General features: G+C 33.6%; 25 protein-coding genes. 9 read left to right on the top strand and 16 right to left on the bottom strand.

Annotated features, from left to right (window positions below):
- Window positions 1–8: 8 nt before the first annotated feature.
- The 3 genes from ACQY2P_RS04630 to ACQY2P_RS04620 all read right to left on the bottom strand — a co-directional run bounded on the left by ACQY2P_RS04630 (window position 9) and on the right by ACQY2P_RS04620 (window position 1,667).
- The gene (locus tag ACQY2P_RS04630; RefSeq protein ID WP_428327215.1) at window positions 9–290 is read right to left on the bottom strand and encodes an elongation factor 1-beta; all 282 of its coding nucleotides are present in this window, start codon (window positions 288–290) and stop codon (window positions 9–11) included.
- A 4-nt stretch (window positions 291–294) separates the two neighbouring features.
- Complete coding sequence (locus tag ACQY2P_RS04625) at window positions 295–423, bottom strand: zinc finger domain-containing protein (RefSeq protein ID WP_255430864.1); 129 nt, start codon at window positions 421–423, stop codon at window positions 295–297.
- 107 nt (window positions 424–530) lie between these two features.
- Entirely contained in the window at window positions 531–1,667 is a 1,137-nt protein-coding gene (locus tag ACQY2P_RS04620; protein ID WP_428327214.1) for an NAD(P)/FAD-dependent oxidoreductase, read from the bottom strand.
- Between the two features lie 66 nt (window positions 1,668–1,733).
- On the opposite strand from ACQY2P_RS04620, the gene pth2 reads away from it, so the two are divergent.
- The 4 genes from pth2 to ACQY2P_RS04600 all read left to right on the top strand — a co-directional run bounded on the left by pth2 (window position 1,734) and on the right by ACQY2P_RS04600 (window position 5,229).
- Window positions 1,734–2,087 carry a peptidyl-tRNA hydrolase Pth2 gene (gene pth2 / locus ACQY2P_RS04615; RefSeq protein WP_048069677.1) on the top strand — a complete coding sequence of 118 codons (354 nt, stop codon included), beginning with the start codon at window positions 1,734–1,736 and terminating at the stop codon, window positions 2,085–2,087.
- A gap of 45 nt (window positions 2,088–2,132) precedes the next feature.
- The gene (locus ACQY2P_RS04610; protein ID WP_428327213.1) at window positions 2,133–3,740 is read left to right on the top strand and encodes a lyase; all 1,608 of its coding nucleotides are present in this window, start codon (window positions 2,133–2,135) and stop codon (window positions 3,738–3,740) included.
- Window positions 3,737–4,933: a tRNA pseudouridine(13) synthase TruD gene (truD, locus tag ACQY2P_RS04605; RefSeq protein ID WP_428327212.1), complete on the top strand. Its 1,197-nt coding sequence runs from the start codon at window positions 3,737–3,739 to the stop codon at window positions 4,931–4,933. The genes ACQY2P_RS04610 and truD overlap by 4 nt, the downstream gene beginning before the upstream one ends.
- A gap of 65 nt (window positions 4,934–4,998) precedes the next feature.
- Window positions 4,999–5,229: an Lrp/AsnC ligand binding domain-containing protein gene (locus ACQY2P_RS04600; RefSeq protein ID WP_048069680.1), complete on the top strand. Its 231-nt coding sequence runs from the start codon at window positions 4,999–5,001 to the stop codon at window positions 5,227–5,229.
- Here ACQY2P_RS04600 and ACQY2P_RS04595 read toward each other — a convergent pair.
- Complete coding sequence (locus tag ACQY2P_RS04595; RefSeq protein WP_428327211.1) at window positions 5,226–5,435, bottom strand: hypothetical protein; 210 nt, start codon at window positions 5,433–5,435, stop codon at window positions 5,226–5,228. The genes ACQY2P_RS04600 and ACQY2P_RS04595 overlap by 4 nt on opposite strands.
- A gap of 103 nt (window positions 5,436–5,538) precedes the next feature.
- Between ACQY2P_RS04595 and ACQY2P_RS04590 the strand changes: the two genes are divergently transcribed.
- Window positions 5,539–6,225 carry a hypothetical protein gene (locus ACQY2P_RS04590; RefSeq protein WP_428327210.1) on the top strand — a complete coding sequence of 229 codons (687 nt, stop codon included), beginning with the start codon at window positions 5,539–5,541 and terminating at the stop codon, window positions 6,223–6,225.
- Between the two features lie 3 nt (window positions 6,226–6,228).
- On the opposite strand, the gene ACQY2P_RS04585 is transcribed toward ACQY2P_RS04590, so the two are convergent.
- Window positions 6,229–6,477 carry a hypothetical protein gene (locus tag ACQY2P_RS04585; protein WP_428327209.1) on the bottom strand — a complete coding sequence of 83 codons (249 nt, stop codon included), beginning with the start codon at window positions 6,475–6,477 and terminating at the stop codon, window positions 6,229–6,231.
- A gap of 120 nt (window positions 6,478–6,597) precedes the next feature.
- On the opposite strand from ACQY2P_RS04585, the gene ACQY2P_RS04580 reads away from it, so the two are divergent.
- Window positions 6,598–7,089 (top strand): hypothetical protein, encoded by a 492-nt coding sequence (locus tag ACQY2P_RS04580; protein WP_428327208.1) that lies wholly within the window; start codon window positions 6,598–6,600, stop codon window positions 7,087–7,089.
- Here the strand turns inward: ACQY2P_RS04580 and ACQY2P_RS04575 are convergent.
- Genes ACQY2P_RS04575 through ACQY2P_RS04565 form a run of 3 tightly spaced genes read right to left on the bottom strand, consistent with a single transcriptional unit; the run spans window position 7,079 to window position 8,564 of the window.
- Complete coding sequence (locus ACQY2P_RS04575) at window positions 7,079–7,312, bottom strand: hypothetical protein (RefSeq protein WP_428327207.1); 234 nt, start codon at window positions 7,310–7,312, stop codon at window positions 7,079–7,081. The genes ACQY2P_RS04580 and ACQY2P_RS04575 overlap by 11 nt on opposite strands.
- A 32-nt stretch (window positions 7,313–7,344) precedes the next feature.
- The gene (locus tag ACQY2P_RS04570; protein WP_428327206.1) at window positions 7,345–7,497 is read right to left on the bottom strand and encodes a hypothetical protein; all 153 of its coding nucleotides are present in this window, start codon (window positions 7,495–7,497) and stop codon (window positions 7,345–7,347) included.
- A gap of 32 nt (window positions 7,498–7,529) precedes the next feature.
- Window positions 7,530–8,564: an alcohol dehydrogenase catalytic domain-containing protein gene (locus tag ACQY2P_RS04565; RefSeq protein WP_428327205.1), complete on the bottom strand. Its 1,035-nt coding sequence runs from the start codon at window positions 8,562–8,564 to the stop codon at window positions 7,530–7,532.
- A gap of 79 nt (window positions 8,565–8,643) precedes the next feature.
- On the opposite strand from ACQY2P_RS04565, the gene ACQY2P_RS04560 reads away from it, so the two are divergent.
- Together ACQY2P_RS04560 and ACQY2P_RS04555 are read left to right on the top strand one after the other, a co-directional pair.
- Window positions 8,644–8,877 carry a hypothetical protein gene (locus tag ACQY2P_RS04560; RefSeq protein ID WP_428327204.1) on the top strand — a complete coding sequence of 78 codons (234 nt, stop codon included), beginning with the start codon at window positions 8,644–8,646 and terminating at the stop codon, window positions 8,875–8,877.
- A gap of 38 nt (window positions 8,878–8,915) precedes the next feature.
- Window positions 8,916–10,943, top strand: a complete 2,028-nt coding sequence (locus tag ACQY2P_RS04555; RefSeq protein WP_428327203.1) for a thioredoxin domain-containing protein — start codon at window positions 8,916–8,918, stop codon at window positions 10,941–10,943.
- Here the strand turns inward: ACQY2P_RS04555 and ACQY2P_RS04550 are convergent.
- The 3 genes from ACQY2P_RS04550 to ACQY2P_RS04540 all read right to left on the bottom strand — a co-directional run bounded on the left by ACQY2P_RS04550 (window position 10,940) and on the right by ACQY2P_RS04540 (window position 12,638).
- Window positions 10,940–11,260 (bottom strand): hypothetical protein, encoded by a 321-nt coding sequence (locus ACQY2P_RS04550; RefSeq protein WP_428327202.1) that lies wholly within the window; start codon window positions 11,258–11,260, stop codon window positions 10,940–10,942. The two genes, ACQY2P_RS04555 and ACQY2P_RS04550, sit on opposite strands and share 4 nt — an antisense overlap.
- A gap of 186 nt (window positions 11,261–11,446) precedes the next feature.
- On the bottom strand, window positions 11,447–11,797 hold the full coding sequence (locus ACQY2P_RS04545; RefSeq protein ID WP_428327201.1) for a hypothetical protein: 351 nt from the start codon (window positions 11,795–11,797) through the stop codon (window positions 11,447–11,449).
- Window positions 11,798–11,834: 37 nt separating this feature from the next.
- Window positions 11,835–12,638, bottom strand: a complete 804-nt coding sequence (locus ACQY2P_RS04540; protein ID WP_428327200.1) for a zinc-ribbon domain-containing protein — start codon at window positions 12,636–12,638, stop codon at window positions 11,835–11,837.
- Window positions 12,639–12,725: 87 nt separating this feature from the next.
- Here ACQY2P_RS04540 and ACQY2P_RS04535 point away from each other — a divergent pair, with 87 nt between their 5' ends.
- Entirely contained in the window at window positions 12,726–13,184 is a 459-nt protein-coding gene (locus ACQY2P_RS04535) for a hypothetical protein (RefSeq protein ID WP_428327199.1), read from the top strand.
- On the opposite strand, the gene ACQY2P_RS04530 is transcribed toward ACQY2P_RS04535, so the two are convergent.
- From ACQY2P_RS04530 to ACQY2P_RS04510, 5 genes are read right to left on the bottom strand one after another with little or no spacing between them, the layout of a single operon-like run.
- A complete protein-coding gene (locus ACQY2P_RS04530; RefSeq protein ID WP_428327198.1) occupies window positions 13,147–13,911 on the bottom strand; it encodes a DUF3426 domain-containing protein in 765 nt (254 codons plus the stop codon). The genes ACQY2P_RS04535 and ACQY2P_RS04530 overlap by 38 nt on opposite strands.
- A 46-nt stretch (window positions 13,912–13,957) precedes the next feature.
- Window positions 13,958–14,647 carry a hypothetical protein gene (locus tag ACQY2P_RS04525; RefSeq protein ID WP_428327197.1) on the bottom strand — a complete coding sequence of 230 codons (690 nt, stop codon included), beginning with the start codon at window positions 14,645–14,647 and terminating at the stop codon, window positions 13,958–13,960.
- A complete protein-coding gene (locus tag ACQY2P_RS04520) occupies window positions 14,644–14,934 on the bottom strand; it encodes a hypothetical protein (protein ID WP_428327196.1) in 291 nt (96 codons plus the stop codon). The genes ACQY2P_RS04525 and ACQY2P_RS04520 overlap by 4 nt, the downstream gene beginning before the upstream one ends.
- Before the next feature lie 33 nt (window positions 14,935–14,967).
- Complete coding sequence (locus ACQY2P_RS04515; RefSeq protein WP_048070591.1) at window positions 14,968–15,201, bottom strand: Lrp/AsnC ligand binding domain-containing protein; 234 nt, start codon at window positions 15,199–15,201, stop codon at window positions 14,968–14,970.
- Window positions 15,202–15,249: 48 nt separating this feature from the next.
- Window positions 15,250–16,569 (bottom strand): DEAD/DEAH box helicase, encoded by a 1,320-nt coding sequence (locus tag ACQY2P_RS04510; RefSeq protein WP_428327195.1) that lies wholly within the window; start codon window positions 16,567–16,569, stop codon window positions 15,250–15,252.
- Between the last annotated feature and the right edge of the window lie 87 nt (window positions 16,570–16,656).

Genomic DNA, 16,656 nt, shown 5'->3' with positions numbered 1-16,656 from the left:
AAAATCACCTATTTCATGTCAACTGACATTCGGCTCATGTTGAGGACCTCAAACTCACTTACACCCTCTGTACCTTTAACCGCATTTTCTAATGCGTCACTTTGACCTTCTTTGTCTTCTAAAACAAATTCAGCTTTCAAAAATTCCAAACCAAATGCTAATGGTTCTTTTGCATGTCTCTTCATAACGATTCCTTCTGGTAATGTGCTCTTTAGAGTCTCTGCTAATTTGTCAAGATCTACTTCAGTTCCCTCCGGAAGAATTTTTGTGATAAATAGTAACTGTGCCATTTTCTTAAGGTCCTTGTGTGTTACATGAAGAACAAGTGTAATTTCTTGCTGATTCTCTGCAACTTTGACATCTCCAAATCAAATCTGCCCCGCAATCTGGGCAATTGAATTTTACACATTTATCATTAGGCATAATATGTCGGTGACAACAACTACATGTTGGCAATGATATTGTAGATGATGACATACCACGATTTTCTGCAAACATCATTTATATCTTCCTTAGAATTTGGGCACGTTTTATCGAAGTAATTTTTTGAACTCTCCTCCAATTAGAGTTTGAGCTGTTTTAATTGATCCTTTTAATCCTAATAGTTTTACAATCGAACCTGTATGAAAATCAAAATCATCTTTTTCTGATATGTCTTTTAGAATTTCTGGTGTAATTGATTCAAATAATTTGTTGATTGTGTTGTTGTCAAGTCTTTCTAAAATTTTTCTTGCAAAAATTTGTTTTTCAAATTCTTTTCCGAATTTTTCTGTCCATCTGGTTTGATATTCTTCTAGTTTTGATTTATCATCTGTTTTTAGAAATTCTACTATTGCTTGTCCTGCAAAAACTCCTCCCATACCACTAGTGAAAATACCTCCTGCTGTAGTTGGTTTTGCTTGTCCTGCTGCATCTCCGACAATTACTATGTTGTTTTCTACAAATTTTTCAATTGGACCTTTTATCCAAATTGGGGCAAAAATCTTTCTTATTGTAGAATGTTTTCCCTTTTCTTCAAGGATTTTTTCTATTGTCTCTGACACATTAATCCCTCTTCCTGCAACTCCAACTTTCCCTTTTCCTTCATTAGATGGAATTACCCATGCAAAGAATCCTGGATATTTTTCTTGATCAAAAATCACTTCCACCTTTCCCTTTTTTATCCAGTCCGCATAGATTTCATACTGTGCAGTTGATAAAATTCCTGTTCTATCTTTATGAATTAGAGATGAAACTCCTCTTGCGTCTACAAATATCTTACAATCAACATTTTCTTCATTTGTTCTAATTCCCGTCTTAGTCATTTCCTGAAAACTGGTTCTGACTTTGATTACAGCTCCATTTTTTTGAGCTTGAAAAGCAATTTGTTTATCCAACTCTCTTCTGCTAATCTCAATTACTTTTTGTTTTTTTGAATTTATTGAAAATCTTTTTCCATTAGGGGCAATAATCTCTGCTGATTCTATCATATGATCAAATGTTTTTCTAAATGGAACTACTCCTAGTTCTTCTAATCCAGAAATACTGACTAATCCTCCACAATGTTCTGGTGTACCTATCTCATAATCTTCTTCAATAACTAATACTGAGAAACCCTTTGCAGCAATTTCTCTTGCACAAAGTAATCCTGCAACACTTCCACCTGCAATTATTGCATCAAAGTACACAGTTTTTGTTTCTTTGTCAATTATTTAATTCAAAAGTTTTTCATTATGCCTGTTTTTGATAATAGTATGGGTGATATCAAACAGGTTATTGTTGTTAGAACTGACCTTGAAATGGGTAAAGGAAAAATTGCTGCCCAGGTAGGACATGCTTGTGTTCTTGGTGCAGAACATGTTAGAAAATCTCATCCTGAATGGTATGAACAATGGTGGGGGGGACAAGAAAAAGTTGTAGTCAAAGTTTCTGGTATCAAGGATTTACAAGAAGTAAAGAAACATGCAATTGATTTGAATTTACCTTGGTCTGAAGTTACTGATGCAGGTCATACTCAAATTGCTCCTGGAACAACTACATGCATTTCAATTGGTCCTGCTCCTGAAAATCTTATTGATAGAGTGACTGGGGATTTGAAGTTACTATAGATATTTTGGAATAAGATATAACAAGGAAAGTCTGCTTTTTTATTTGTGAAAAAACAGACCAAAGGAATTTTGGCTTTTGCATTTTTGGGAGGAATTATGGTTACTTCTGGAGTTGTTATTGCAATTCCTGGACTTGATCCCGGTGAGGATGCGCCTGAAATTACGATGACTGGAACTCCTGCAGATAATTTCCCTGATGAAGATCGTCCTCGATTTTGTGGTTCTGGAAATGCCAAGTCTACTGATTTTGTAACAGAGTATTCGATTCCAACTGAATGTACAAACCCTTTGGCAATTGTTGCTGATTTTGATGGTAATGTTTGGTTTGCCCAAACAAATACTGGGAAATTAGCAAAATTTGATCCTAGTACTGAAACATTTATTGAATATGATAATCCGACATGGCCAAAAAATGGCCGTTCAATGATGTGGGGAATAGATTATGCCCCTGATGGCTCTGTATGGTTTACTGATGAAACATTTGATTCTGTTTGGAAATTCTCAACAATTGATGAAAAATATGATAGACTTGGATATCCTTCTGAAGGTGACTCTTTACCTCAAAGACTACACATTGATGGATCTCAGATAATCATTAATGATTTTACTGGAAATAAACTCACATTCTTTGATATCGGTCAACCCACTGGTGATGTTGAATACATTAGTCTACCCTCTCCTGTTGATAACTCTGTAACTGCTGATTTTACAATAGATGAAGATGGTAATGTATGGTATACTAATTGGTTATTTCAACAAGGTGGTGTTTTGGTAAAATTTGATCATGATGGATATAGAAATGCAGTTCAAGAATCTGGAAAAGAATTCTTTGCAGGAGACATGTTTACTGAGATTTATCCATTACCCGTTCAATTACTTACTCCAAATGGAGCTGCAATCTCTAATGATGGAAAAATTTGGTTAGCTGATACTACGTCATCTTCCTTCTTTAGTTTTGATCCAATAACTGAAGAATTTGTTCAATATGTGACAGCAAAACCCTTGCTTGAAACATATGGAAATCAAACTGGCGTAATTAAATCCCCTATTTCTAGACCATATTGGATTGACTCAGATGTTCAAGGACGAATTATCTTTAATGAACAAAATGCAAACAACATATCTGTATTTGATCCAAAATCTAACTCTTTGATAGAGTATCATGTACCTTCCAAGAATCCATACTGGGGTGACTGTGATCCTGGAACTGGTTTAATGGTTGCTGATTGTGGACTAGCGCAAATTTTTGATTTTGCAGTTGATGGGGAAAAAATTTGGTTTACTGAATGGGTTGAAAATAACATTGGTGTAGTTAACACGTCTGTTCCACTACCTCTTGAAATACAATTAGAATCTGAATCAATCTCTCTTAGTTCTGGAGATTCAAAACATTTCAACTTTATAGTATCTCCAAATTCCGACAATGAAACATTGGGCGGTTCTCTAATTCTCATTACCTCCCATGACTTTTTGAATATAGAACTTTCTCACGATAGCTCTGAATCTTTCCAGTTGGTTCCTGGTACATCTCAACCAATCCATACAAACATTTCAGCATCTGATGAAGCAATTCCTGGAAAATATCAAGTTCTAATTGGAACCCAATTATCTGATATTGCAGTTAGCAAATATGTTACAGTGACAATAGAGTGATACCTGCTTTAGATTCTCAAATTGGGATTTCTGTTTATAGTACGGAATTTGATGGCATTGGTGGAAAAATCCGTGTAACTCCTGAAGATTTTGAAGTATCTGAAAAAATTTTAGAAAAAACCCAAAATACCATTAATCAAGAACAAGGATATGCTGTTTACAAACTAAAAAAGAAAAAAATCGATACAAATCACGCACTATCTGATATTTTTAGAAAGAAAGGAATCCGATTGAAGTCCTTGGGATTAAAGGATGCATCTGCAATTACTGAGCAGTTTGTATGTTCTGGAAATAAGGACAAAGTAATTGAAGATTACTCCACAGAAAAATACTCTCTTAAAAAAATTGGTTTTGTAAAAAAACCCCTTTCAAAGAAAGATATGATTGGTAACCATTTTAAAATTAAAATTTCTGAATACTCTGATGGTTTGACTTCATTTACCGAATTTAAAAATATTCTAAATTTTTATGGTTATCAGAGATTTGGCTCAAAAAGACCTGTAACACATCTAATAGGTAAAGCAATTCTTCAAAGAAACTTTGATGTTGCAGTTGAACTGATTTTGTCTTTTACTTCTGAATATGATTCAAAAGAAAATAATGAAATCCGACAAAAACTTGCTGACAAACAGAATTACAAACAATATTTTGAAAAAATTCCAAAACAAATGGATATTGAAAGAATTGTAATAAAAGAAATGATTGAACATGGTAATTCTTTTCGAGCAATACGTACAATTCCACTATCTTTGAGGAGATTTTATGTTCAGGCATATCAATCATTTATCTTCAATAAATCATTAAGTGCTGCATTTATTGATGGTGAAAATTTGTTTGAATCTGAACCTGGCGACATTTGTTTTGACCTTAAGGGAATTATTGGAAAATTCACAAAGGGATTGGACCAAAATCTGGCATTACCTTTTGTTGGATATTCATATTACAAAAAAACACGATTTGATTATCAAATCTCACAAGTACTTCAACAAGAAGAAGTAACTCCAAAAGATTTCTTTATCAAAGAGATGCAAGAAGTTAGTAGTGAAGGTGGATTTAGACAGGCTGCAATAGATTGTTCTAATTATTCTTCTCATGATGATGTTGTAGAATTTACCTTGTCAAGAGGTTCGTTTGCAACGATCCTTCTAAGGGAGATAATGAAGCCTTCTGATCCCATTCATGCAGGCTTTTGAGATCTATTTTAAAAAATATTTTCTTAGATGTGTTTAAGTTGGTGTCTTTTTGAAATATTTTAGATATGGAGAAATCTTACATGTTGATTAGTTGTGAAATTGGTGAAGAACAGTTTCTCTATTCTCAACTAAAAGAGATTCCTGAAGTAAAAAACTGCTTGGTGACATTTGGCAGTTATGACGTGGTTGCTGAATTTGAAACTGATACACAATCCCAAATGAATGAAGTAATCACAACAAAAATTAGAAAACTAAAAAAAATTCGAAGTACTATAACACTTCGTGCAATGAACTAATTCCGTTTTACTACGCTCAACACTATTCCTGACATCGCAATGATAATTCCTATGATCAAGATTTGTAATCCATATGTTATCCAATCAGGGTTAGAATACATGAATGACGATTCAGGACCTATGACTGATTGACCTTGAAAATGAAATATTATTCCCAATATTGTGATAACCCCTCCAATTATTGTAAATAATGTACCTAATTTCATGACTTGATTAGTCGATTTCTCCTAAAAAGGGTAAAGAGAATTGATAATTTGACCAAATGATTTTTGGATTTGGTCTTTAATGATTTTGATATGACCAGGTAGAGTGTATAATTGGACTAACTCCTACGAGTCAAATGACCACAAGTATTTGGGGCTTATCTTATTTGGCGTTTCTGCATCACTTGCAGTAATCTTGTTTCTAATCTTCCATCCTCAAATCGAAGAAATTAACAAACAATCTCCTATTCTCATCAATATCATGTTCATTCCAGCTATGGCAGTTGGTTTTCTATATGGTGTAAGGATTACTGAAAGAGCTGTTAAACCCTCTGAAATTAGGAGTCCTTTAAAACGTTCAATTGTTAAAATTTTCTTATTCTTCTTTGTTATAGGTGGAATGTTTAGCTCTGTAAACTTTGCAATAAATGGTGGTAGTATTATGCCTGAAGTTTCAATTTTTGAAGATGGATTGTTAGTATGGCTTAACAGCTTTGTTGTTGCAAATGGCGGTGCAACATTTCTAATTATTACAAGTATTGCATTGATGGCAGCAGCTACTAAAAGAATCGTTGGAATGAATTCCGGCTTTCTAAATAGAATGGTGACTTCTGTTGGAACATTTGTGTTTGTTACGATGTTAGTTCTTAGTTTTACAAAATCTGATCCTACTTCATCAGGTGTCTTTTTGTATACTTTTTATCAGGCAGGAATTGTGGGTGGTGCATTCTTTGCAATGAATAGACTAACAAAGAATCAAAACATGTTAGAAGATTTTTCAAACGGATTTTAGAAATTATTCATCAAGATCTACATAAATTCCTGAGATTTGATTGTTAATCCTATCCCAGTATTTCTCACAACCATCTGTTTTGAAATCATTTGCTTTACATTCGTTAAAGTGTATTGTATTGTCTCTTTGTAAATTGTCAGCATATAACACATCATCTGCCATAAACAGGGCCATAATTCCAATCACTGCTAGTGAAGCAGCTACTGCAATCATAGAATATCCTACTTTTGCATGATTGTGAGGCTCTTTCATTTAAAAAAAATCAATTACTCTTGAATTTAATCTTTTCAAGTCCAGATTTTGCGATCAATTTCATGGCACTAGGTAATTTCCTAGGAAAAGAAGAAAAGACAGTTATTCAAAATATCTCTATTGAGCATTCAAATTCTACAATATGAGTTCCTAGGTCCGATTCCCCTTGATGGTTGGGGTCCTCCGATGGAAAAACTCGTGTTTTTGATCATGTCTAGAGATAAAGATAGATTCAATATTGTTTATGCAGGCGATTGTGAAAAAACAGATGACAAATCATTTTTTGTTCAGCATTCTGGTTTCAAATGTTGGGTTGAAAAATCAGGCTCTGAAAAATCACTGTATCTTGCAATATTGCCTTTGTTTGATGCAAGTAAAGATCATCGAGAAAGCGTTCTAAACAAAATCAAAGTACGCTACAATCCCCCATGCAATGTAGGCGAGATTATTGAACCCAAACCTGATTATGTTGTTAGAAAATCAACAGATTCTTCTGAAAAATTTTCTTGTCCTTGCTGTGGTTCTGAAATGAAAGCAGAACAAATTCTAGAAAAATCTACACTCTATAGATGCAGCAGTTGTGGAATTAGTGATACTAAACTTAATTCTTGACTTTATTTTGAACATCAAAGAGCTGTAATGTTAGCAAATCAATTGCTTTTTTCAAATGACCAAATTCTTTTATTGAATGAATTTGTCCTTCAACTAGAGCCCTCATGATTTTAATTGAATTTTTTTGAAAGTCATCTGATGCAACAATTTCCATAGCATTAATTTTTGACAATAAATTGTCTAATTCCTTTATCATCTCTTCAGATGGTTTGTGTTTTTCCATGAATATTCAAAATGATTTTGATATATGAATTGTTACAACAATTCTTCATCAATTTCTTGTATTGGATCCAAGTATTGATTACATGTACATGTTGGAATCTGACATTTGCCCATTTTTATCAATGAATTGCTTTGTTCATTTGGAACATGTGCCTCATCTGTATGATGACACCTCTTACAATTCATACTAGAGAACATCTCCTCCGATATTTAACTAGTCAAGGAATCAAAACTGCTCTAGCTTCGATGTTTGAATCTTTTAATTTTTTGAGAACTTCATTTGCACTCTCTAATGGAAATGTATCTGTAATCACTTCAATATTTTTTTCATCACATATCTTGATTACTTCTTCCATGTCTGCAGTTGAACCAATTAACGTACCTCTGATTGTTTTTTCTTCAAATGCCATAAATGCAGGATTTTCACCAACTGTTGCAATAACTATCAGTCCTCCTTTTTTGACTGCTTTGATTGCAGTGTCAGTTACAATATCTGCAGGCGCAAAAACAATTGCTGCATCAAGCATCCCGTGTTTTTCTTTTAATTTTTTTAAAAATTCTTCTTGATTTTCAGAAAATGTCATTGCATCAACTGCTCCTAGTCTCTTTGCAATATCTAGGTGATTTTGTGATCTTGAAAATGCTACAACTTCACAATCTTTTACTTTTGCAAATTGTACTGCCATATGCCCAACACCTCCAATACCAAAAACTCCAATTTTCTTATGAGTTTGCGGTTCTGCAGCTTTGACTGCTTTGTATGCAGTGATTCCTGCACAGAATAATGGTGCTGCATATTCTGGTTTCATATTTTCAGGCACTTTGGTGGCAAAATCTTCAGTTACTGTAATGTATTCAGTATATCCTCCCTTGAAAGACTCTCCTGTAATTGTTGATGATTCACAAAGATACTCTTTTCCTTCTTTACAATATTGACATTCTTTGCATGCTTCTAGTAATGGAGTGATTCCTGCCCTATCCCCAACCTTGAATTTTGTTACGTTTTGTCCTACTTCTACCACTTTGCCCACAACTTCATGTCCTGGAACTGTTGGTAGTTGTGGAGGAATTCCTATGTCTTGCCAATCTCCTTCAATACCATGAAGTTGTGAATGACAAACCCCACATGCTTCAATTTTCAGTAAAATCTCATTTGGTCTTTTAATCTCATGTCTGTCAATTTGAGTTAATTTTAACGGATTAGTTTCAATTGCTCCACATTTCTCAAGTACCATTGCTCGCATCTTGTCCATGTAACACAAAATTTTTCAAATAATTTTAAGATTCTCCTTGGGCCATTAGAAAAATAAAGGACGCAAATTATCCTATTTTGTGCCTGAAATTACCGATGAAGACCGAGAACGAGTAGAATTACTGCGTCTTGTGTCTAGTTCAAAAAATGAATTCAAAAACCTCACCCTTGAACAACTAAAGCGTTTACAAGAATTAGTTGAAAAAAAAGATTATAGTCATGATAAAAAGGCTCACAGATCTAAAGTAAAATTACTTGGAAAAATCAATGTTAGAATTTATGAGATAACTGAAGGACGAGGAATTTGGGGCTGACCAATTAGGTACAAATATCAAAACAAATCTGAAAAACTGTGGCAGAAAATAATCTCATTCGTGAAACTAGTCCTTATCTTCTTCAACATGCCCATAACCCTGTTGATTGGTATGGATGGAATGATGAGGCACTAAAAAAAGCAAAAGATGAAAACAAACCAATCTTTCTTAGTATTGGTTACAGTTCTTGTCATTGGTGTCATGTGATGGCACATGAATCATTTGAAAATGAGGATGTTGCAAAATTCATGAATGAAAATTTTGTAAACATCAAGGTTGATAGAGAAGAACGCCCTGACATTGATGATATTTATCAAAAAGTTTGCCAAATAGCTACGGGTCAAGGTGGATGGCCTTTGAGTATTTTCTTGACTCCTGATCAAAAACCATTCTATGTTGGAACGTATTTTCCAGTTTTGGATTCTTATGGCCGCCCTGGATTTGGAAGTATTTGCAGACAACTTTCCCAAGCTTGGAAAGAAAAACCAAAAGACATTGAAAAATCTGCTGAAAACTTCCTTGATGCTCTAAACAAAACTGAAAAAGTTTCAGTACCTTCAAAACTAGAACGAACTATTCTTGATGAAGCAGCAATGAATCTGTTCCAATTAGGTGATTCTACCTTTGGTGGATTTGGTTCTGCCCCAAAATTTCCCAATGCTGCAAATGTCTCATTTTTGTTTCGTTATGCAAAATTATCTGGTCTGTCAAAATTCACTGAATTTGGGCTCAAAACTCTCAAAAAAATGGCAAATGGAGGAATATTTGATCAAATCGGAGGTGGTTTTCATCGATATTCTACAGATGCAAAGTGGCTTGTACCTCATTTTGAAAAAATGCTTTATGATAATGCACTAATTCCCGTCAATTATGCTGAGGCCTACCAAATAACAAAGGAACCTTTCTATCTTGATGTTTTGAAAAAAACACTAGATTTCGTATTACGTGAAATGACTTCTCCTGATGGTGGATTTTACTCTGCATATGATGCAGACTCTGAAGGCGTAGAAGGAAAATACTATGTCTGGAAAAAAAGTGAGATTAAAGAAATTCTTGGTGATGACGCAGATGTCTTTTGTCTTTTTTATGATGTCACTGATGGTGGAAATTGGGAGGGAAACAACATTTTGTGCAATAATTTGAATATTTCTACAGTTGCTTTTAATTTTGGAATTACAGAAGATAAAGTTCGAGAGATTCTTCAATCTTGTTCAGAAAAACTACTTGATGTTCGTTCCAAACGAATTACTCCTGGATTAGATGATAAAATTTTGGTTTCATGGAATTCCTTGATGATTACTGCATTTGCTAAAGGATATCGTGTAACAAATGATGTGAGATATCTTGATGCTGCAAAAACTTGTATCTCTTTTATTGAAAATAATTTGTTTTCGGGAGACACGTTATTGAGAACTTACAAAAATAAAACTGCAAAAATTGACGGTTATCTTGAAGATTACTCTTATTTTGTCAATTGTCTCTTAGATGTATTTGAAATTGAACCTGATCCAAAATATTTGAAACTGGCTCTCAAACTAGGTCATCATTTAGTGGATCATTTCTGGGATTCAGAAAACAATAGCTTCTTTATGACTTCTGATAATCATGAAAAATTAATTATCAGACCAAAAAGCAATTATGATTTATCTTTACCATCGGGAAATTCTGTCTCTGCATTTGTCATGCTTAGACTATTCCACTTTTCTCAAGAACAACAATTTCTAGAAATCACTACAAAAATTATGGAATCACAGGCACAAATGGCTGCTGAAAATCCATTTGGATTTGGACATTTACTAAACACAATTTCAATTTATTTAGAAAAACCTATTGAAATTACAATAATTAATACTGAAAATTCTCAACTATGTGAATCCGTAATTTTAGAATATTTACCAAACTCCATTGTTGTTACAGTACAAAATCCTGAACAACTGTCTGCATTGTCTCAATATCCTTTCTTTACAGGAAAATCATTTGAAGAAAAAACATCTGCATTTGTTTGCAAAAACTTTACTTGTTCTTTACCTTTGCATACTGTTGATGAAATAAATTCACATCTCTAGATTTTTTTCAAGTTAACTTCTATCGTATTTCCTACTTGTGGTCTTCCCATTCCATCATATCTTGATTTTGGCATTGCAATTGTAATCTGGGTTTGCTGATAGGATTTGATATTCACAGTGGGCTGAGCTGACATTATTGCTTCAAGTAACGGCATTACTTGTTCTTTTGTCTCTTGATCAAGTTTTTTTGAAACATTCTCAATGATCATTTGTTTTTGTGAAATTGGTTCTGTTGAAACATTCTCAATTAGTGTCAATTGTATGACTTGACCATTATCTACTATCTGTGTTATCTTAAATTCATTGGTTGCTGACAATACTATGTTAGAATTTCTTTATGATTTATCTTTAACGAATTGAAAAATATAACACAACAATTGCTGTAACTACTGCAGCAGCAGTTCCTCCCCAAAAAATTATTTTACTACCATCTACATTCATATTTTTACCGTTTTTTTTCAGGATTAAACTGTATTGATTTTTTCTAAATATCTGAATGATTCCTATTTGCCCGAATCCTCTTCTTTGGTTTCTGTTTCTGGGTTCTCTGAATCTTCTTTGATTATTTCTGGTTTATGAGGCTCAATTATGGCTTTTTTTATCAAGGCAGCACGGTTTTTTATTATTTCATTGAATTCTTTCATATCTTCTAAACTTGGGGTTTGTTGCTGGTTTTGATATGCCTGCAAAAAACCTGAGTAGACACATCCTGTGATAATTCCAAATGCTGTGTCTGGAACGGATTCTATTTCTGGAACAAAATTTTCTGCAATTTGTGTATATGATTCAGATTCACTAATGTAATAATCAATCAAACTATCTATGAATTCCTTATTCTCCTTTGAAATTCCCATGCATTTTCTTCTTTTTCCTAGTTTATTTAATTGTCTTTTATTTATCTAAAACACATGAATTAGTTCCAGCATCAAAAACAGTTCCTTCACCACATACTGAATTTGTCTCAGTAGATGAATCTGTTTTTGTTGTACTAACATCACTTTCTAAAACACATGAATTAGTTCCAGCATCAAAAACAGTTCCTTCACCACACTTTGAATTTGTCTCAGTAGATGAATCTGTTTTTGTTGTACTAACATCACTTTCTAAAACACATGAATTAGTTCCAGCATCAAAAACAGTTCCTTCACCACACTTTGAATTTGTCTCAGTAGATGAATCTGTTTTTACCGGCTCGATCACTTTGGGAGTAATCTTTGGTTCTTGTATGTTTGCTCTTTCAAAAGTGTTATCAAAAACACCTTGACTATATGCTCCTCCAACAATTGCTAAAATCAATATTGGAATTCCAATCATTATGGGAATTTTTATTTTAATTGTTCTGGTATTGTTTTTTTGATTATCTGGAATTGGTTCATGTTCTACTTTAGATTCAGATGCAACTTCAAACAAAGATGCTCCACAACTCATACAAAAATTTGCCCCTAATGTGGTCTTTTTACCACATTTCCAACAATGTATTTCCTCTTCTTTTTCAGTTCCATCTTCATCATTTGTTATTATTTTTGCATGTTTTGTTAGGTATTTGTCTTTCATTTTCTCCAAGTAGTTTTTATCAGTAATCCATACGGATTTGTTTTGAATGTAAGCTTGTTTTATGTGCTCGAGTCTGTATGCATCTCCTACTCCTAACTTTAACAGAGCATTTACATCGTCGATTATATCTGAATCTTCCATATCTCATCTGTGTTGAGGGTATTCAAAATTGTTTCTCGAATAATTAAGAAGAGTATATAAAAAATATTTTTACATTGTATATCTTAGATGTCGTGGAAACTAGAACTAGATGAAGAATATTTTCGTATATATGATTCCAAAAAAATGATTGCAGGTTACTTTGATCCTGATTATGGCGAACTTTATCCTAAAGAAAATTCTGAACAAATTATTTCTTCTATGTTAAAAAATCATGATAAAATTTTAGGAGGGATGGCGATGGTTCCATTAGTAAAATTTGGATTGTTTGATAAAGATTTAGACACTAGTCTTTCAGATGTTCATGAAAATGTTGCTAGAGTAAATGTACACTTGGAAAAATGGAATGATGTCTTATCTGAAATTAATTGTAAATTTCATTCAGTGCGTATATCTCATACTGACCAAGATATGCTGACAATAACTTTTCCTATCTTGTTTTCAAAACCTACTCCTCTACAAAAAGAAGAACTGATCAAAGAACTTTTTCCTACTTTAGATTTGTTGCAGAAAAGAGATTTGTTATAATTCTTCCAGAGTAGCGTGTAATTCCAATATATGCTGATAATGTGAGTATGAGTAGGATAACTGTGCCTACTGGAAATTCTGGTACTGCTGCATATTCTTCAGACTCTGCAATCAACGTATACTCGTCAATTTCTTTAGTTTGAATTTTGTCTGGAACTGATAGTAAAAAGAATGTGCTGTCTTCTGATCTTAGATAATCTGGTTCGGGATTAACTTTTGATACTGCTGCTACATTTCCCTGTTTGTCATAAAGTGTTGCAATAACTGATATTGTATTTGCTGTGATCTCTCCATTGTTAACTACTGTACCTGTGATCATCAAGTTATTGTGATTGTCTCTTGAAAGTGATGATTCTGTAATGTCTATGACTTGACTTTTTGGATGAGTAACTTGATAGTTTAACTCCATTGAATATGATTTTGCGTTTTTTGCCTCGTTATCTGTTAAAACAAGATCAAATGGCCCCTTCATTCCGGGCATTACTGTATTTACCAAAGAGTTTGTCTCTTTTGTTTGAATTAATTGTTGATTCCCATCAAACAAATCAACTTGCACATGAATTTGATTCAGAGGCATGTCTAGATTATTTACAATTTCTCCAACAATGTGTATTGAACCGTCGTCTCCGATGTATTGTTGATCATTTTGAATATAGACCTCTGCAAACACTAGTGGCGTCATACTTGCAAAAATAATCCCTATGATGAAGATTTTTTCCACAATCATTGTTTGTCTAGTTCTTTAAAGTAGTTTTTGTGATTTTGATTATTTGTTATGGAAGATGTTCTATTTTCCATTTTTTAGCCTCATTTATGCAGTTAAACCACTCTACTTCTATATTATCCGAATCGAATTCCCCTAATTCGTTTTTGAATTCTTCATCACATTTGCTTGCCATGTTTTCTGCAACTTGAATTACTTTTTGTGTTAATCCTGTTTGTGGGGCTTCAAACTTTGCATCTTCATCGTAGTTTTTGATACCTGTTTTTGCTGAATAAAATTCCACTAAACCTTGTAGTTCGTATTCTACTGACTCTTGGAATTGTGTATCTGATCTAATTTTGGCTGACTCATCCCCTGTTTCAATCCATTTGATGTATTCTGAATCACTTGATAGTTGTGTTTCTGATGAAATCTTTAGTAGTTCTACTGAACTCTCAAATAATTCTGGTGGATTAAGCTCATCGTATTTTGAAATAATTTCATTAAATTCATCCAGATGTTCATCATAGAAAAATAACAACTCTTCCTTTGTTATGTCTCCTTCTTGCCACTTTGTTTTCTCTGAATAAAATTTAATTTGCAAGTCTTTTACTTCTTGTTGAATTTGTTCTAACTCTATTCCAAACTGTAATCCTTTTTGTTTATTTTGATCTGCTGAATAATTGTATGCACCAATTGCTCCAATGATACTAATTGCAATTATTCCGATTGTGATATTTTGAATTTTCTTTTTTTTCAAAGATAATCTATGTAATTCCCATTTTCGTCTAATTTTAATTCAATTGTAAATTCTGTACCGCTGATAAAAGAATCATTTCGTGTTGATCTTACTTTGCCTATTACAAGCTCATATGGCCAAATTTCTACTACAATTGCGCCTATTTTTGCAGTTGGGGTTTCAGTAATTTCCATATCTTCCCGCTTTACCCCATGTCTTTCTAGCATGTGTATGGCATGATCTAAAAGCGGTTTTGGATTATTGTAATTTAGTACCCATACTGGTGCCTCATAATCAATTTTTTGCAATTTGATTCAATCCTGAATTTTCTCATATAACAATTATTCGGGGCGAATAACATTGAGTGTCATAGTACTGACTACTCTGGATAATTTTCTAATTACTGCAATTGCTTTCTCAAATCCTTCTTGATTTTCTGTCTCTATTTCTGCAATAACATCATATGCACCAAAAGTTAGATACGCATTTTTCACATCTTGCATCTGATTTAATTCATCTACAATGTATTCTTCAGCTCCAAGATCACAATTTAACAAAATGAATCCTTTGTGCATTACTTTACCTTGAAATAATTACGTAGTTCAGGCCTTTAAGTTTTACAGTTACCATCTACTGCGACCGCCGTAACTATTTCTGTTACCGCCTTTGTCGTTATATCTTCGTCTTCCACCTCTGTCATCTCTAGAATCTCGTCTTCCACCTGATCTTCCGTATCCTCCAGAACGACCGCCTCTAGAATAATTGGATCTTGATTGACCTCCATATCTTCTTGATGGCATTTGTCTTTTTAGAGGATCTGGAATTGCAATTTCTATTCCCATTTCTTCATTCAAATCTTTGATAGGAACTTTGATTTGACGTTTGATAAGATTCCAATCTCCTACTGATGAATATGATACAAATGTTACTGCTTTACCCTTTGCTCCTGCTCTTGCAGTTCTTCCAATTCTATGAAAGTATGCCATTTCTTGATTTGGAACATCGTAATTAATCACCAATTCTACTCTTGGGACATCAATACCTCTTGATGCAACATCTGTTGCTACTAGAATGTCTGCTTTACCACTACGGAATTTTCCCATTGACTGCTCTCTTCTGTGTTGTGACATGTCTCCTTCTATTGCTACAGCATCAAACTTTTCTTGATGTAGGAATTTTGCAACATCTCTGGTTCTGTATTTTGTAGAACAAAATACAATGGATTGACCTTTTACGGGTTTTATGAAATCAATTAGATACTTGAATTTGTCTCTATCTTTAATGACTAGATATGATTGATCTATTCCTTCTCCGCTAAGGTCATCTGCATCTAGTAAGAATTGTTTTGGATTTTTCAAATATTCTTCAGATAATCTGAGAATCTCAGTTGGCATTGTTGCAGAAAACAATGACATAACTCTGTCTTCTGGTGCTAAATCTAAAATAAATCCAATATCATCAATAAATCCCATATCTAACATTGTATCAGCTTCATCCAAAACAATGTGTGTGACATCTCTAAGCTCTATTGAGCCACGTTTGAGATGATCAATTAATCTACCTGGGGTTGCTACTACAATCTCCACTCCTCTTTCCAGAGCATCTAATTGTAGTCCCATTCCTTGTCCTCCGTACACTGTTGCTACTCTAATTCCTGTATATTTTCCAAATTTTTTAATCTCGTCTGTAATTTGCATTGCAAGTTCTCTAGTAGGTGCCATGATCAAACCTTGAATGCCATTTTTTGGTTGAATTTCTTGTAGCATTGACAATGAAAATGCTGCAGTCTTGCCAGAACCTGTATGTGCTTGTCCTACGACATCTCTTCCTGTGAGTAATACTGGAATTACTGCCTCTTGAATTGGAAATGCTTCTTCAAATCCAAGGTCGCTAATTCCTTTTAGTATATCATCTTTTAATCCTAATTCTTGAAATTTTGTCATTTTATTTTCTTCTCTTTAGCAATGACGTAAAGCTCATTGCCAGACGTCATTATTCCGATGCGTAAAGTCACAGTTTAGGTCTAATAA

The organism is Candidatus Nitrosopumilus sp., from assembly GCF_965262695.1.
GTDB lineage: Archaea > Thermoproteota > Nitrososphaeria > Nitrososphaerales > Nitrosopumilaceae > Nitrosopumilus.
The sequence above is the reverse complement of the archived record's forward strand: the minus strand, read 5'-3'. Positions and strand labels throughout refer to the sequence as shown.

Bases quoted from the DNA above. Each gene is read 5' to 3' on its own strand.
- ACQY2P_RS04630 (WP_428327215.1), bottom strand. From the start codon at position 290: ATGGCACAGTTACTATTTATCACAAAAATTCTTCCGGAGGGAACTGAA.
- ACQY2P_RS04625 (WP_255430864.1), bottom strand. From the start codon at position 423: ATGCCTAATGATAAATGTGTAAAATTCAATTGCCCAGATTGCGGGGCA.
- pth2 (WP_048069677.1), top strand. From the start codon at position 1,734: ATGGGTGATATCAAACAGGTTATTGTTGTTAGAACTGACCTTGAAATG.
- ACQY2P_RS04600 (WP_048069680.1), top strand. From the start codon at position 4,999: ATGGAGAAATCTTACATGTTGATTAGTTGTGAAATTGGTGAAGAACAG.
- ACQY2P_RS04595 (WP_428327211.1), bottom strand. From the start codon at position 5,435: ATGAAATTAGGTACATTATTTACAATAATTGGAGGGGTTATCACAATA.
- ACQY2P_RS04585 (WP_428327209.1), bottom strand. From the start codon at position 6,477: ATGAAAGAGCCTCACAATCATGCAAAAGTAGGATATTCTATGATTGCA.
- ACQY2P_RS04575 (WP_428327207.1), bottom strand. From the start codon at position 7,312: ATGGAAAAACACAAACCATCTGAAGAGATGATAAAGGAATTAGACAAT.
- ACQY2P_RS04570 (WP_428327206.1), bottom strand. From the start codon at position 7,497: ATGAATTGTAAGAGGTGTCATCATACAGATGAGGCACATGTTCCAAAT.
- ACQY2P_RS04565 (WP_428327205.1), bottom strand. From the start codon at position 8,564: ATGGACAAGATGCGAGCAATGGTACTTGAGAAATGTGGAGCAATTGAA.
- ACQY2P_RS04545 (WP_428327201.1), bottom strand. From the start codon at position 11,797: ATGGGAATTTCAAAGGAGAATAAGGAATTCATAGATAGTTTGATTGAT.
- ACQY2P_RS04540 (WP_428327200.1), bottom strand. From the start codon at position 12,638: ATGGAAGATTCAGATATAATCGACGATGTAAATGCTCTGTTAAAGTTA.
- ACQY2P_RS04535 (WP_428327199.1), top strand. From the start codon at position 12,726: ATGTCGTGGAAACTAGAACTAGATGAAGAATATTTTCGTATATATGAT.
- ACQY2P_RS04530 (WP_428327198.1), bottom strand. From the start codon at position 13,911: ATGATTGTGGAAAAAATCTTCATCATAGGGATTATTTTTGCAAGTATG.
- ACQY2P_RS04515 (WP_048070591.1), bottom strand. From the start codon at position 15,201: ATGCACAAAGGATTCATTTTGTTAAATTGTGATCTTGGAGCTGAAGAA.
- ACQY2P_RS04510 (WP_428327195.1), bottom strand. From the start codon at position 16,569: ATGACAAAATTTCAAGAATTAGGATTAAAAGATGATATACTAAAAGGA.